The 14,975-nt window shown below is 69.8% G+C and carries 14 protein-coding genes and 1 pseudogene; 7 read left to right on the forward strand and 8 right to left on the reverse strand.

Features of this window, described 5'->3' with window-relative positions; all coding sequences use genetic code 11:
• Positions 1-18 precede the first annotated feature (18 nt).
• Positions 19-510, reverse strand: coding sequence for a MarR family winged helix-turn-helix transcriptional regulator (locus BH708_RS04020; protein ID WP_076806820.1), 492 nt, complete (start codon positions 508-510; stop codon positions 19-21).
• Positions 511-617: 107 nt separating this feature from the next.
• Between BH708_RS04020 and BH708_RS04025 the strand changes: the two genes are divergently transcribed.
• The 3 genes from BH708_RS04025 to BH708_RS04035 all read left to right on the forward strand — a co-directional run bounded on the left by BH708_RS04025 (position 618) and on the right by BH708_RS04035 (position 2,780).
• On the forward strand, positions 618-1,208 hold the full coding sequence (locus BH708_RS04025; protein WP_076806822.1) for an NADPH-dependent FMN reductase: 591 nt from the start codon (positions 618-620) through the stop codon (positions 1,206-1,208).
• A 6-nt stretch (positions 1,209-1,214) separates the two neighbouring features.
• Positions 1,215-2,189 carry an NADP-dependent oxidoreductase gene (locus BH708_RS04030; protein ID WP_216639498.1) on the forward strand — a complete coding sequence of 325 codons (975 nt, stop codon included), beginning with the start codon at positions 1,215-1,217 and terminating at the stop codon, positions 2,187-2,189.
• A gap of 273 nt (positions 2,190-2,462) precedes the next feature.
• Positions 2,463-2,780 carry an antibiotic biosynthesis monooxygenase gene (locus BH708_RS04035; protein ID WP_076806823.1) on the forward strand — a complete coding sequence of 106 codons (318 nt, stop codon included), beginning with the start codon at positions 2,463-2,465 and terminating at the stop codon, positions 2,778-2,780.
• 9 nt (positions 2,781-2,789) lie between these two features.
• On the opposite strand, the gene BH708_RS20095 is transcribed toward BH708_RS04035, so the two are convergent.
• Positions 2,790-3,044 carry a hypothetical protein gene (locus BH708_RS20095; RefSeq protein ID WP_216639499.1) on the reverse strand — a complete coding sequence of 85 codons (255 nt, stop codon included), beginning with the start codon at positions 3,042-3,044 and terminating at the stop codon, positions 2,790-2,792.
• Between the two features lie 68 nt (positions 3,045-3,112).
• On the opposite strand from BH708_RS20095, the gene BH708_RS04045 reads away from it, so the two are divergent.
• Positions 3,113-3,961 (forward strand): DMT family transporter, encoded by an 849-nt coding sequence (locus tag BH708_RS04045; protein WP_076806826.1) that lies wholly within the window; start codon positions 3,113-3,115, stop codon positions 3,959-3,961.
• 82 nt (positions 3,962-4,043) lie between these two features.
• Positions 4,044-4,832, forward strand: a complete 789-nt coding sequence (locus BH708_RS04050) for a DUF6796 family protein (RefSeq protein WP_076806828.1) — start codon at positions 4,044-4,046, stop codon at positions 4,830-4,832.
• 76 nt (positions 4,833-4,908) lie between these two features.
• Here BH708_RS04050 and BH708_RS04055 read toward each other — a convergent pair whose 3' ends face one another.
• Both BH708_RS04055 and BH708_RS04060 read right to left on the reverse strand, forming a co-directional pair.
• Complete coding sequence (locus tag BH708_RS04055) at positions 4,909-5,895, reverse strand: NAD-dependent epimerase/dehydratase family protein (RefSeq protein WP_371330005.1); 987 nt, start codon at positions 5,893-5,895, stop codon at positions 4,909-4,911.
• Positions 5,892-6,515 (reverse strand): annotated as a pseudogene (locus BH708_RS04060) (IS1595 family transposase); the annotation flags it as partial. The gene BH708_RS04055 and the pseudogene BH708_RS04060, both read right to left, overlap by 4 nt.
• 432 nt (positions 6,516-6,947) lie before the next feature.
• On the opposite strand from BH708_RS04060, the gene BH708_RS04065 reads away from it, so the two are divergent.
• On the forward strand, positions 6,948-8,207 hold the full coding sequence (locus BH708_RS04065) for a phospholipase D-like domain-containing protein (RefSeq protein WP_172805786.1): 1,260 nt from the start codon (positions 6,948-6,950) through the stop codon (positions 8,205-8,207).
• Between the two features lie 45 nt (positions 8,208-8,252).
• Here BH708_RS04065 and BH708_RS04070 read toward each other — a convergent pair whose 3' ends face one another.
• From BH708_RS04070 to BH708_RS04080, 3 genes are all read right to left on the reverse strand, one after another.
• Entirely contained in the window at positions 8,253-10,142 is a 1,890-nt protein-coding gene (locus BH708_RS04070; protein ID WP_076806834.1) for a glycoside hydrolase family 76 protein, read from the reverse strand.
• Positions 10,143-10,293: 151 nt separating this feature from the next.
• Complete coding sequence (locus BH708_RS04075; protein WP_371329961.1) at positions 10,294-11,007, reverse strand: response regulator; 714 nt, start codon at positions 11,005-11,007, stop codon at positions 10,294-10,296.
• 22 nt (positions 11,008-11,029) lie between these two features.
• Positions 11,030-12,202: a sensor histidine kinase gene (locus BH708_RS04080; RefSeq protein WP_076806836.1), complete on the reverse strand. Its 1,173-nt coding sequence runs from the start codon at positions 12,200-12,202 to the stop codon at positions 11,030-11,032.
• 201 nt (positions 12,203-12,403) lie between these two features.
• Here BH708_RS04080 and BH708_RS04085 point away from each other — a divergent pair, with 201 nt between their 5' ends.
• Entirely contained in the window at positions 12,404-13,060 is a 657-nt protein-coding gene (locus tag BH708_RS04085) for a DedA family protein (protein WP_076806838.1), read from the forward strand.
• On the opposite strand, the gene dnaG is transcribed toward BH708_RS04085, so the two are convergent.
• Positions 13,002-14,972 carry a DNA primase gene (gene dnaG / locus BH708_RS04090; RefSeq protein ID WP_076806840.1) on the reverse strand — a complete coding sequence of 657 codons (1,971 nt, stop codon included), beginning with the start codon at positions 14,970-14,972 and terminating at the stop codon, positions 13,002-13,004. The two genes, BH708_RS04085 and dnaG, sit on opposite strands and share 59 nt — an antisense overlap.
• Positions 14,973-14,975 lie beyond the last annotated feature (3 nt).

Below are 14,975 nucleotides of genomic sequence, written 5' to 3' on the forward strand. Positions count from 1 at the left end.
GTGGCCCTCCTCCGAAGATCAGCCCTTGGGCGCTCGGTCTCGACCCTGGACCGGAGCTGAGCGATTGTTCGCCGCCACGGCCTTTCCCGCCTCCGCCAGGGCATCGAGCTGGTCGCCGCTGAGGTGATCAATCAAGTGACGGCGCACCGAGGCGACGTGGTGGGGCGCCGCAGCCTGGATCACGGTCGTCCCGACGTCGGTAAGCGTGATGACGGCTGCCCGGGCGTTGTCGGGCAGGTTCGTCTTGCGCACCAGTCCGCGGCGCTGCATGCGGGAGACTTGGTGCGCCGTGCGACTGGTCGACCAGAGCATGCCCTCACCGAGCTCCGTCAGCCGAAGCCGCCCCTGCGCGGCAACCGAAAGGGTCGCCAACACGTGATAGTCAGCCTCGGACAGCCCGCTGTCAGTGGCCAGGTCCCGGCCGATCTGCAGATCCAGGACGGCGCGCAGCGCGAGGAAGCCGCGCCAGGCTTGGCCCTCGCGCTCGGACAGCCAGTCGTCGTCTGTCATGGCCACATTCTCCGCAATCGCGTATTGACATGTCAACTCCAACGCGTAGCGTAGTGTTGACACGTCAAGTCGACTCTCCTGAGCCGACACGGAGAAGGAGGAAAGGCATGCACCGTCTGACCGTCGTGCTTGCCAGCACCCGACCCGGGCGCACCGGCCCGGTGATCGCGGACTGGTTCCTGGATCAGGCCCGGGGACACCCGGACTTCGAGGCGCAGCTGGTGGACCTGGCCGAGATCGGGCTGCCGCTGCTGGACGAGCCCGAGCATCCGATCCAACGCCGCTACCGGCACGAACACACACGTCGTTGGTCGGCGATCGTGGACGCCTCGGACGCGTTTGTACTGGTGACACCGGAGTACAACTACGGGATCCCCGCCGCGCTGAAGAACGCGGTGGACTACCTGTACTGGGAGTGGGCACACAAACCCGTCGGCTTCGTCAGCTACGGGATGGCCTCGGCCGGTCAGCATGCGGTGGCGATGCTGCGCCAGGTGCTGACCCCGCTGCGAATGACGCCGGTTACCCCGACAGTAGCCATCCCGCTGCGGGACCTGGTCGACGAGCAGGGAGCCCTGCACCCCAAAGACTGGATGGGCTCGGCGGCCGAAGGCATGCTCGCCGAGCTCGCCGGGCACGCCCCGGCCCTGGCCGGGCTGCGGGAAGCCGGCCGCGCGGCGGACGCAGCGGCCGGGTGATCACTGATGGGAGACGTCACCATGATGAGGGCCGCCGGGTTCGACCGGCACGGCCCGCCCGAGGTGCTGCGGATCAGCGCCGCACCCGTCCCCGTACCGGCACCGGGCCAGGTCCGGGTCCGGGTGGTCGCGGCCGGGGTGCAGCCGTTCGACAGCCTCGTCCGCTCCGGGGCGCCGGGCATGAGCACTGAACTGCCGGCCGGAATCGGCAATGAGTTCGCCGGGGTCGTCGACCACGTCGGGGACGCCGTGATGAGCTTCGGCCGTGGGGATGAGGTGATCGGCTGGGCTCACATGGCCACGCACGCCGAATACGTCGTCACGAGCACGAACGCCGTCGTCGCCAAGCCCTCCGGGATCGCTTGGACTGAGGCCGGGGCGCTCGGGGCCTCGGGCCAGACTGCGCTGAGTGCCCTGCGCGAGCTCGAAATCACCCGAGGTGAGACGCTGCTGGTCGCCGGTGCGGCCGGCGGAGCCGGATCCATGCTCATCCAGCTTGCCCGCCTGAGCGGTGCCCACGTGATTGGCACCGCGAGCCCGCCGCGTCACGCCTCCCTCCGTCTGCTCGGAGCCACACCGATCGACTACGGACAGGATTGGACGTCCCGGGTCGACGCGGCCGCGCCCGGCGGCATCGACGCCGCCCTGGACGCGGTGGGCGGTCCGACCCTCCAGGATCTGACCGATCTGATCGCCGACCGGAACCGGATCGGAACACTCGTCGATCACCGCCAGGCCGCCGAGCTCGGCGTGCGCGGCATCCGCGCGCAGCGCTCGACACAGCAACTGCAAGTGCTCGCCGACCTGGCCGTGCAGGAACGTCTGCGGGTCAGTGTTCGGGCGCGGTACCCGCTCGAGAAGATCGCCGAGGCGCACCGAGACGTCGAGACCGGACACGGCCACGGCAAGGTCGTCCTCGACATCGGGACACCACCTCCTGCGTCAGTATCCTCCGGCGGCGTGACGGTCCGCCCCTCATGATGGGCGGCCTCCACGTCGCGGGCTCCAGCCTGGTCTTCGGCACATCCGACTTCCTCGGCGGAGTCCTCGCGCGCCACCTCACGGTGCTCTGGGTCTCACGCCTCAGCATCCTCGTGCTGCTGGCGGTCGTAGTGCTCGCCGGCGGACCGTCCCGGCCCGGCCTGCGCTTCCTCGCTCTCGCCACGCTGAGCTCGGCGAGGTGGTCGCTCAGAAACGCCGCGCCAGTCGATCCGGTGGTGCACCTGGAAACCCCACCCACAAAGGAGAGATCCAATGACGGTCATCTATCGCGTCGACAAGTTCGTCGTTCCTGAACAGGCTCGTGACCAGTTCTGGACCAACGTCCGGTGGACGCACTCAGTATTGCGCAGCCAGCCCGGCTTCCTCGATGACGTTCTCCTGGAGAAACAGTCCGGTCCGGGCCGCTTCAACATCGTCACGATCGTGCGATGGTCCTCGACTGACGATCTGACGGCAGCCGGGACGGCAGTCGAGAAGGCCCACCACGCAGCCGCCTTTCAGCCAGCTGAGTTCTTCCGGAGCGCTGGCATCGAGGCGGATCTCGGCAACTACATCGCAGCGCAGCCGTAGCGCGAACGATCACACGATCTCGTCGCGTGTTCGGCGTTGCTGCTGCATCGAAGCAGAAACCACCGAAAGGTAGACGTCGTGTTGCTCCACGAGAACCGCACCTACGTTGTCACTGGTGCCGATAAGAGCGTCGGGGCACTGACCGCGCAGACCCTTGAGGCGCAGAGAGGGCGGGTGGTTCGCTGCGGCATCGATGAGGACGTCGGCATCAGCGCACAGCGCTCCGCGCAGCAGCTGCTCGCCGACCGGCCCGACCAGGGACATCTGCGGGTGAGCGTCCGGGCTCCGCTTCTTGCTTCCGCGACCTCCGGCGTCGTGATGGACGACTTCTGATGATCGGTAGTCTGCTCGCCGTCGGCTCCAGCCTGGTCTACGGCACCTCCGACTTCCTCGGCGGGCTCGCCGCACGCCATGTCCGCACCCTGACCGTGCTCTGGGTCTCCCACCTGGGCGCTCTCGTGCTGCTGGCTCTCGTGGTGCTCGGTGCTGGGGATCCCCGCCCCGAGCTGGGCTTCCTCGGGTTCGCGGCGCTGGCCGGTCTCGGCGAGGTGGTCGCCATGGCCGGCGTCTACCGCGGCCTGGCCACAGGTCGCGCCGCGGTCGTCGCCCCGCTCGGATCGTTGGCACCGGTGGTCGCCGTGGGTGCCGGGGCGGCGCTCGGCGAGGTCCCCACCTCCGAGCAGTTCTTGGGGATCGCCGTGGTGCTGCTCGGCATCACGCTGGTCTCCATGGCCACGCCCGCCCCCGATACCTCCACCGGGCCGGTAGGCCCCAGTCTGCTCTACGGCGTCATCGGCGCGCTGGGCCACGGCGCGTTCTTCCTCGCCATGGACCTCGCCAGCGCAGGGGGCGTGGCCTGGGCCCTTCTGGGTGCCAGGATCACCTCGGTCGCCATCCTCACCCCGGCGATCCTGACCACGGGCGGGCCGGGACCACTGTCAGGCCGGCCATGGCCGCTGCTGGCCGGGCTCGGCGTCCTCATCGTTCTCGGCGACGGCCTGTACGCCGTGGCTACCACGTACGGCGTCCTCGGCGTGGTCGCGGTGCTCAGCTCCCTCTACCCGATCGTCACCGTCGCCCTGACGCGCTTCGTCCTCGACGAGCACGTCAGCACCAAACAATGGATCGGGGTCGCAATCGCAGTCACCGGCGTCGCCGCGGTCTCCTCAACAGGAGCGTGACCACTCCCCGGCGCATGGCTCAAGAACCCGTCAACACCAACGCATCACACAAAGGGCCCCTCCCCCAGGAAGGCGAAAACACATGACCGGCACGACACGCCCCGACGCCGAACGGCAGGGCCGCGGCACCCGCACGCGATGGCTGAGACTGTCCGGGCTCGCCGGCGTCCTCGGCGCGGTACTCTGGACCCTCGGCGACATCCTCCTCATCGGATCGAACGCGCCCTCTGCCGACTACCCCCTCATCTTCGACACCCACGCGGACCGGATCGACACAGTCAAGGCCGCCCAGATGATCTCGGCGGACGAGACCCGGCTCGCTGCCGGTGCCCTCGTCGCCAACATCGGCATCGTGTTCTACCTCGCCGGCAGCTGGCACCTGTTCCGGGCCCTGCTGCCCGCTGGGCGCTGGTGGGCCCGAACGGTCTTCGTCCTCTTCTTGTGCGGCAACGCCTGGGCACCGCTCGGCCACGCCGGCTACTACTACCTCGGCATGACCTACAAGACCCTCTTGGCCGCGCCTGACGAGTCGCATCAGGCGATCCTCGACCTCGCCGGCCAATTCCACCAGGTTCTACAGATCGCGTGGTACCTGGCCATCGTCACGCTCGGGCTCGCCCTGGTCGGCCTGGCTGTGAGGATTGCCCTGGGCGGGACGGCGTGGCCGCGCTGGTTCGCGCTGCTGGCGAACCCGCTCTCCCTGCTGGCCATCGGGACTTCAATCGCCTGGATAGCGCCCGAGCCGGTCGGGACCTGGCTCAACGGGGCCGCGTTCAACCTCGGCCTCCTCGTGATCTACACGATCACGACCATCCTGCTGTGGAACGGCGGCCGGCTTGGCCGCGGTGAGGTAGCCATGGCACGTCGGTGATGTCGGGACGCGGCATTGTCGCCAGCGGACGCGGCATGCGCTCTCGCGTCGTGCCGTCCTGTCGCTGGAGGGGCCGTCAACCGGAGAAGCCGGTGGTGAGCTCTGCGGCGAAACCGTCGCGCCAGCTGGAGTGCTGGGGGCTCCAGCTCAGCTGCTCTCGGACGAGGGAATTGTCTGCGCCTGCGAGTTCGTTCATGAAGGCCACGCCGTAGCGGCCGATCACCGGGCGCAGGGCCCAGGCGGGCACGCGCCGTGGAGGCTTCGCGCCGAGCATCCGGGCGTACTCGGGCAGCCAGAATGACACCGGCGTCGGGTCGTCGTCGACGATGTTGTACGGTCTGCCGCCTACCGTGCCGCGAGGGCCTTCGAGTGCGGCAACCACGGCGGCTGCGGCGTCCCCGGCATGGATGAAGGAGAACACGGCGTTGCCGCCGCCGACGACGGGGAGCATTCGCTTGCGGACTTGCGTGGCGAAGTTGCCGTCCGCTGCGAAGGCGGAGCCGTGCCCGTAGAGGTGACCGAAGCGCAGCACGGTGCCATCTTCGGTGAGGGTGCGTTCCTCGAGCTCCCGCAGTGCCTCGACCACGGGGCGGAACCAGGCCGGCCCGTCGGTCCACCACGGCGACTCCTCGGTCTTCAGTTCCCCGGCTGATCCCGGGCGGTATCCGTAGGCGAGGCTCGCGGCCACGTGGTGGCGCACGTCGGCGGCCCGCGAGGCCTCGATCAGATTGCGGGTCCCGAGGGTGCGCAGCCGGTTCGTCAGCGTGAACTCCCGGTCCACCCGCCGTGAGTCGACCTGTTGGGGGATGGCCGTCAGTAGGTTCACGACCGCTTCCGGCGCGGCCTCAGCGACCGCCGTCGACAGTTCCGCCGCGTTGAGGGCATCGGCGCGCACGGTCAGGATGCTGTCTTCCGGTGTGGCAGCGTTCTTCGGGGCGCGGGACAGGGCGGCGACGGTGTGGCCATGCTCGGTCAGAGACGTGGTCATCTGCCGGCCGATGACGCCGGTGGCACCGGCGATGAGGACTCGCTTGGAAATTCTCCTTACCTTCTTCAGGGCTATCCATCTGAGCCGACTTGATTGTCGATCGGTTCATGGCGCCAGGCTCGGGCGGCGTGGGGGCGGTCCAGGCTGGGCGGTTGGCCCCGGCGGCCAGGCGGCGTCGGCGGAATCGTCTTCGGGGTGGAATGCGCGACGAGGTCCCGGTAGCGCACTGGGTCATGACCGACGGCTAGCTGCATGACGCGTAGGAAGACCAGGCCGCGATTTCGAGACGTGCGTCGGTTGAACCGGAAGCAGAACTCGTCCAGGTAGCCGACCAGGTGCTCGATGTTGACGGGGCCCTGGTGCGTGCCCAGTAGCCAGCGCTTGGCCAGGGAGGCCACCCTATGTACTCCGGGCAGCAGGTTATCGATGTCCTTCCCGCGGGCCCTGGCGGCACGCTGGCTGCGCCTGTCATGGGTGTATCCAGCCTTGTCGATGCCCAGGTAGCCCGTCCATCCGTCGGTGATCACGGTGGTGGTATCGAGCTCGACGTTGTCGGTGATGAATCCGCGCAGTGTTGCGGCCCGGGCGTCGGGGATGATGCGCATGCGGCACCGGCCATATCCCATGGCTCCGTGGTCTCGACGGCCACCGCCACCAGCGCCTTCTTGCCCCTGGCTCGCCCTCCGGGCAGCCCGGGTTCCTCGCCGCCGATGTACATTTCGTCAACTTCCACCCGTCCGGACAGCGACTCGCGTCCGGGCCGGATCAGCACCGAGCGCAACCGGTGCAGCATCGCCCATGCCGTCTGATACGAGCCGATCTGCAGTGTCCGCTGGAGCGCGAGCCACCCGACCGGCACCGCCACACTCATAGGGTCTGAGGACATGATCGATGATGACAACCGATGCGCCTCGCCCCGCGGTGACGTGCCTGTTCACGGATCATCGTCGCAGGCCATCGTAGGAAGACTCCGTTGATCCGTCGGTCGCAGGTTCAAGCCCCGCCTGGGCTACTCGGAGAGTGTTCCGGCCAGCTCTCCTCCCGGACGTTCCCGCGGGAACGTCCGCGGGCGCTCGCGGACGGTCCGACGGCCCCGCACGGCGACGACCTCCTAGGCTGTCGCCATGATGACCTCGCATCTCTCTATACCGGCCCGCGCAGGCCGGGTCCTGGTCAGGACCGTCGCCGTGGGCGCCGGAGCCCTGTTCGGAGCTCAAGCGCTGGTGATCGGGAGCCTGGCGACCGTCGACTGGATCAAGGAGCGGGGCCGCAAGGTGCGCGATGCGCCGCGACCGGGCACCTTCGACACCCAGGTGGAGGGGACGCCCTTTCGCCTCTACACCTCGGGCGACACCCTCTACGACGACATGATCGAGGCGATCGACTCCGCCCGCTCCTCGATCCAGCTGGAGACGTTCATCTGGAAGGGCGACGACGTGGGCCAGCGCTTCCTGGACGCCCTGAACCGCGCCGCGGAGCGCGGCGTCACGGCGCACGTGATCTACGACGGATTCGCCAACCTCGTGGTCCCGGCCTCGTTCTACGGACAGGTCTCCGAGCGCGTCCACCTCTGGCGGGTACCGGTCCTGCGCCGGACGTTCTGGAAGGGGCTGATCCGCCACACCGGCGTCAACCACTCCAAGGTCATGGTGGTCGACGACGACGTCGCCTTCGTCGGCGGGTACAACATCGGATCTCTCTACGCCCGCCAGTGGCGCGACACCCACCTGCGCACGAGCGGGCCGGCCGTCTGGGGACTGCGCGACGCCATCGCCCAGGTGTGGAACGAGGGCCGGGACGCCGGCGAGCACATCCCGTGGATCCCACCGCACTCCTGGGAACCGGAGATGCGTGTGGCCGCGAACCTCCCCATCCAGCTGGTGTACCCGATCCGAGGCCTCTATCTGGAGGCGATCGAGCGTGCCCAGGACCACGTGTACATCACCACCCCGTACTTCATCCCCGACCACCAGATCCTCACCGCGCTGATGAAGGCCGCCCAGCGCGGGGTCGACGTGCGGGTGATGCTGCCCAAGGACTCCAATCACGTCGTGGCCGACTGGGTCTCGCGAGGCTTCTACGGACAGATGCTGGACGCCGGGATCACGATCCTGCTCTACAGCGCGGCGATGATCCACGCGAAGACCGCCACGGTCGACGGCTACTGGTCGACCGTGGGGACGGCGAACCTCGACCGCCTCTCGCTGTCGTTCAACTACGAGACGAACGTCGCGATCTCGGACCAGGGTTTCGCGACCGAGATCGAGAAGATCTTCGTGGCCGACTCGGAGCACTGCGAGGAGCTCACCTCCCCCCGCTGGCGGGATCGCCATCCGATGGCGCGCGTCGCGGAAGCGATCCTCGCCCCGCTCGGGCCGCTGCTGTGAACACGCCACCTCACCGGCACCCGCGGAACCCGCAGCAGTGACCGCTCAGGACGCGCCGTACGTCGCGCTCACGTGGTGGACCTGCCCACCCCAGCCGTCCTCGGGGAAGGCGTCGGACACCTTCATGTACACGCCCTTGTCCTCCCCCTCGAGGTACGGCGTCAGGTCGACGGTGTGGTCCGCGCGGTTGGAGGCGTCCCGGATCGGCTCGTCCTCCGCCAGCACGCGGGTCCAGGTCCGTCCGTCGGGCCCCAGGTCCACCAGGTACTGATTGCTGATCGTCACCGTGAGCTCGGCGGACGTCGTGCTCGCCGGGAACGGGAAGCGGTAGACGAAAGAACTGTCGCCATCGGCGAACCGGCCGGGTTCGTCGGTGACCCCGGAGCCGCCGGCGTCGACCAGCCACGGCGCGTCCTCGCTGCCTCCGTCGAAGTCGACCGTGCGGGCCACCACCACCTCGGCCCGGGCGCGGAACGTCAGCCCGCCCGGTGCGGAAGCGGTCACCGAGATCGGATGGCTCCCGTCGGCGGCGTCGGGAGGGATGGTCACCTGCACGGGGACGACGGCGGTCACGGGTCGACCGTCGGTCTCCGCCACCTGTAGACGCACGTGAGCGTCGCTCTCGACCGTCCAGCCGTCCGGCGCCTCCGCCTCCAGGTGCACGGGGACCCGACGGGCGTGCGGCCACGTCACCGCCACCTGCAGATCCACCGCCAGCTGTCGGGGTTCGCCGTCCGGCATGACCACCGGCACCTGCGCGAGGGAGGCCGACAGCGAGCGCGCGACCCCGTCCTGCGGAAGATCGGCGATCAGCGCGCTGAGAGCGCTCGCCTGGGTGCGCCAATCGAACACGTTCGGCGACGCCTCGGTGCTCGCTCCCGCCCAGCGCACCCCGAGCCGGTCGTCGATGGTGCGGTCCTGCTCCCAGATCGTCGCCGCCTGGGTCGCGACGACGTCCCGGTACCGGACGTCGTCGGTGGTGTCGGCGAGATCCATCAGATAGCGCAGGAAGATGCCTTTGAACTGCTTGTGGTTGTCATTCGTGGTCTCCCCCAGCACGTCGGTCCACTCGGTGAGGATCCCATCGCTGAACAGCGCGCCCTCGGCCAGGGCCGAGTCCGCGAAGTACCGCGCCTTCTCCAGCAGGTCCGGGTCCTCGGTCGCGCGCCACAGCTCGAGGGCCGCGCCGATCGCCAGGCCCTGGTTGTAGGTGTAGACGTGGTCGCCGTTGTTCTCGCAGGCGTCCGTCAGCCCGTCGTTGAGCAGGCCCTCCTCGTTGATCATCCCGCTGGCGAGATACCAGTCCCACGCGACCTGGGAGCTCTCGAGCCACGCCGTGTCGCCGGGGATGCGGTTGTGGAGCTCCGCCGTCAGCCGGATCCACTGCCCGTTGGTGACGGCGTTCTTGTAGGTGCGCTCCTCGTTCCACCAGATGCCGCCGCCGCAGGTGCTCGGATCCCAGAAGTCCTTCATGAACTCGCCGATGGTGACGGCCATGTCCAGGTACTTCTGGTCCCCGGTGAGGTCGTATGTGGTGATCCAGGTCAGCGCCCACCAGCCGGAGTCGTCGATGGCCCGACTGGTGAAATTGCCGTAGATCTCGTCCCCCGACAGCTCCCCGGCGGGGAAGGGCCCCTTGTTCCGCTCGAAGGTGTGGTCGAGCTGGGCGACGTAGCGGCGGTCGCCGCTGCGCAGCATGTAGTCGCCGACGGTCTGCAGGGCGACCGCGGAGTTCCACCAGCTCGAGGGGAACCAGGCCTTGTCCTGGTCGTAGTCCCCCATCAGGACGTCGGCGGCGACCCGCGCCCGCGCAAGAGCCTGCGGCCCGTGGGCCCGCGGGGGCCCAGGGGGCGCGGCGTGCGCTGCGGAGGCCGCTCCGAGCGCGGGGAGAGCGGCGGCGGTCAGGGTGACGAGGGTGCGGCGGGACATGGTCATGGACGGGGCTCCCGATCGTGGCGCTCGGTCCTTGAGCGCGGCGTATACCGTGAGCGTTCACGGTCGCCGTCGAGCATGACACCGGTCACACCCGGCGTCAATCGTCCCCGAACCTCCTCGCCCTGCCGGAGGCCGACGGGAGGACCGGCCGCTACTGCTCGTCGAGGTACCGCAGCACCGCCCGCACCCGACGGCTGGTCTGTTCGTCGCCGCTGAGCTCGAACTTGTCGAAGATCGCGCTGATCGCCTTCTCGACCGTGGACAGGGAGAGGAACAACCGCTCGGCGATCCCGCGGTTGGACAGCCCTTCGGCCATGGCCTCGAGCACCTCGACCTCGCGCGGCGTGAGCCGGCTGATCACCCGACGCTGCTCGGGGCTGCGCAGCAGGGCCCGCACCACGGCCGGGTCGATGACGGTGCCGCCGGAGGCGACGGTGTGGACGGCAGCCAGGAAGCTGTCGATCTCGGTGATGCGGTCCTTGAGCAGGTATCCGATGCCGGGAGTGTCGGCGCCGAGCAGGTCGCTGGCGTATTCGCGGGCCACGTACTGGGAGAGCATCAGCACGCCGACGTCCGGGTGCTCCCGCTTGATCCGCAGCGCCGCGAGCAGTCCCTCGTTGGTGTGGCTGGGCGGCATGCGCACGTCGACGATGGCCAGCTGCGGCCGGTGGTGCGCGACCTCCTCCAGCAGGGTGTCCCCGTCCCCCACGGAGGCGAGCACCTCGATGCCCTCGTCGACCAGGAGGCTGCGCACGCCCTCGCGCAGCAGCACGGCGTCGTCGGCGAGGACGACGCGCAGCGGCGCGCTGCCACCGGGGCCGTCGGGAAGGATCATGTCCGGCTCACTCAGGTCCTTCTCCCTCATGTCGGGCGCACGTCGGCACGGTTCAATCACGGGGGAACTCCGCCGTGATCGTGGTCGGTCCGCCGAGCGGGCTGTCCACGCTCACGCTACCGTCCAGCGCCGCCACCCGGCGGGCAAGGCCCTGCAGTCCCCCGCCCTCGGGATCCGCGCCGCCGATGCCGTCGTCGGTGACCGTCAGCCGGAGCACGTGGCGGCCGGCTCCCTGGATCGTGGCCAGGGTGATGTCCACCCGGGAGGCGCCGGCGTGCTTGACGACGTTGGTCACCGCCTCGCGGGCCACGAAGTACGCGGCCGATTCGACAGCCTGCGGAAGCTCGTCGTCCAGGTGGAGGTCGAGATGCACCGGCACGGGACTGGTCTCTGCGACGCCGTCGAGCGCGGAGGCGAGACCGTGCTCGTCCAGCGCGGTGGGGTAGATCCGCCAGGCCACCTGCCGCACCTCCTCGATGAGGGCCTGGGACTGCGTGTGGGCCTGGTCGAGCAGTGCCGCGGAGCGCTCCGGGTCACCGGCGCGGCGGGCGCGGGCGAGGGTGACCGAGAGGGAGACGACGTTCTGCTGGACGCCGTCGTGCAGGTCGCGTTCGATGCGGCGGCGCTCGTCGTCGATCGCGACCACCACCCCGCGTCGGGTGGTCAGCAGTCGGCTGATGCGGCTGTCCATCGCGTCGGTGCGCAGCACCGAGGTCCACCGCCGCAGGAGCATGGTCTGCAGCCAGACGACGAACTCGGCGTACAGCGCCGCGGCGAGCAGGCTCGAGGTGCCGAAGATCAGCAGCACGGCCGGGGCGGGGCGGCTGATCGCCCACAGATCGAACTCGATGATCACCGGACTGCCGTAGAGGGATTGGGCGAGGCTGCCCAGCACCACGGCGGCGACCAGTATCAGCAGATCCGCCATCACGTATCCCAGCACGCCGGCGAGGGTGCCGTGCAAGAGCGACCGTCGGCCGCCGAGGAAAGCGCCGGTCGAGTCCTCCAGCTGCAGGCGGTAGGCCCAGCCCAGACGAGCCAGCTCCCAGCGGCGCACGCGGCGGAACGGGCCGCGCCAGCGCACCAGCTGCGCCACGGCGGTCAGGACCAGCAGCGGTCCCAGCAGCAGGCCCAGCAGTGCCCCGGCGACATGGCGCAGCGAGCGTCGCGCGAGCCGCGTGGGCTCGCGGGGCAGCTGGATGCCGGAGAGGTCGGGCAGGCGCATGGAGGCTCCGGGGCAGGAGGGGACGACGCCGAGCGGCGTCGCTGTGCAAGCTACCAACGACGGTGTGCTCCCGGGCAGCTGGCGTCCTGCACGGGCGGATGAGGTTTCCCGTAATCATTCTGCCGGTCCGCCAGGTTCTGCCCCGCCCGTGGGCTCCGTAGCGTCTCGAGCGACTCGTCACCCATCTTTGGAGATCTCCTCATGGACGCCGTGCTGCAGCTGGCCGAGACCCTGCTGGCCTCCCCCTGGCTCTACCTGCTCGTGATCGTCCTGACCACGTTCGACGGTCTGCTGCCCGTGGTCCCCGCCGAGACCGTGGTGCTCACCGCAGCGGCCTACGCCGTCAGCGGGCAGCCCGATGTCCTGCTGCTCGTCCTCGCTGCCTGGACCGGCGCAGTGGCCGGGGACGTGGCCGCGCATCATCTCGGCCGCGGTGCCGGCCCGCTGGCACGCTGGGCCCGGCGACGCCGATGGATCGGCTCGTTGCTGGGGAGGGCCGAGAGGGAGCTGATGGCACGGGGCGGGATGCTGATCGTCTCGGCGCGGTTCGTTCCCGGCGGACGCACCGCCACCAATGTGGCCTCCGGAGTGGTCGGCTACCCGCGCCGGCGTTTCGCCGCGTTCGCGGCGCTCGCCGCCGCGCTGTGGTCCGTCTACTACGTCGGCATCGGGATGCTCGGCGGTCTCGCCTTCCGCGATCAGCCGCTGTGGGGAGTGGGCCTCGGGATCGGCATGGCGCTGGCTGTCGGCGGCTCCATCGAGGCGGTGCGGACACTGCGACGGCGCCGCCGCGAGAGGATCAGTCGTCCGCGGCCCGCAGAGCGCGCCGCTTGTCCTGCACCTGTGCGAGGCGCGTGAGGATCTCCTGGTACCGCTCCGGGTCCGACGGGTCGGTGCGCTGCAGGCGCTGCTTGAGCACGGAGTACTCCCGGGTGATGGACAGCTCGGTGAGCCGGTCCAGCAGGGAGCCGGCGAGGCGCTGCAGCCCGGCCTCGTCCCGGGCGGGAAGATCGAGGTTCGCGATCTCGACGATCAGCGGGCGCACCGTCTCCCCGGCGATCTCGAGGACCTGCTCGAGGTACCGAGCCGGATGCAGCGTGCCGATCACGGCATCGAGCAGGGTCCCGGCGGCCAACATCACGTCCCAGACCCCCTGCAGGGCCGGCACATGGAAGGCGTCGTCCGGCAACGCGGCGACCTGGTCGTTCCGAAGCAGGTGCGGAGCCTGCATCATCACCGCCAGCGACTGGGTCTCGACCTGCCCGACGGGGTCGCGGGGGCTGACCACGTCCGCCAGACGGGCCGGGGCGATGAGGCCAGGCTCCTCCGGAGACTCGTCCGCCGCGCCGGGGAGCTGCGTGGACGGCCGTTCTTCGGACCCCGGGCCGGCGCGGCCGGAGCTGCGGGCGGCGTCGTGCACGGCGCGCAGCACGGTGCGCTCGTCCATCCCCAGCCAACCCGACAGTCGCCTCGCGTACTCGGGGCGCATCGCGCGGTCGCGGATCCGGGCCACCACGGGCGCGGCCATCCGCAACCCGGCGACCTGGCCTTCGACGGTGTCGAGGTCCACCTGGGCGATGGCGGAGCGGATCGCGAACTCGAACAGCGGTTTGCGGGAGTCGATGAGATCGACGACCGCCTGGTCGCCCTGGCTGATCCGGAGGTCGCAGGGGTCCATGCCGCTCCCTTCCACGGCCACGTAGGTCTGGGCGACGAACCGCTGGTCCTCCTCGAAGGCGCGCAGGGCGGCTTTCTGCCCGGCCTCGTCGCCGTCGAAGGTGAACACGACCTCGCCGCCCAGGCCGCGTCCGTCGGTGTTCAGCCGCAGCCCGGCATTGGGGTTCGAGTCCCCCATCACGCGCCGGACGATCTTGACGTGCTCGGAGCCGAAGGCGGTGCCGCAGGAGGCCACCGCGGTGGGGACCCCGGCCAGATGCGCGGCCATCACGTCGGTGTATCCCTCGACGACGACCACGCGTCGCTCGGCCGCGATGTCCTTGCGTGCCAGGTCCAGGCCGTACAGCACGGTGGACTTGTGGTAGATCGCGGTCTCGGGCGTGTTGAGGTACTTGGGGCCCTTGTCCGACTCCAGCAGGCGCCGGGCCCCGAAGCCGATCGTGTTGCCGGTGATGTCGCGGATGGGCCAGATCAGCCGGCCGCGGAAGCGGTCGTAGACCCCGCGCTGGCCCTGCGAGACGATCCCGCTGGCGGTCAGCTCCTCCTCGGTGAAGCCCCGCCCCCGCAGCACGGTCGTCATCGAGTCCCAGCCCTCGGGGGCGAAGCCCACGCCGAAGCGCTCGGCGGCGGCCCGGTCGAAGCCGCGCTCGGCGAGGAAGCGGCGGCCGATCTCGGCGCCCGGGGTGTCCAGCTGCTCGCGGTAGTACTCCTCCGCGATCGCGTGCGCGTCCAGCAGGCGACGCCGGGTGCCGAAGTCGGGGCGCTCCCCCCTGCCGCCCCCGGAGTCCTCGTAGGTCAGCTGGACACCGTAGCGGCCGGCCAGCAGCTCGACCGCCTCGACGAAGCTGAGGTGGTTGATCTTCTGGACGAAGGAGATGACGTCCCCGCCCTCGCCGCAGCCGAAGCAGTGCCAGTGGCCCAGCTGGGGGCGGATGTTGAACGAGGGGGTCTTCTCGTCGTGGAAGGGGCACAGCCCCTTCATCGAGCCGATGCCGGCCGTGCGCAGGGTGACGTGCTCGGAGACGACCTCGTCCAGGCGCGAACGCTCCCGCACGAGGTCGACGTCGCTGCGGCGGATCAGTCCCGGGGCCATCTG

The organism is Brachybacterium sp. P6-10-X1 (assembly GCF_001969445.1).
Classification (GTDB): Bacteria; Actinomycetota; Actinomycetes; order Actinomycetales; family Dermabacteraceae; genus Brachybacterium.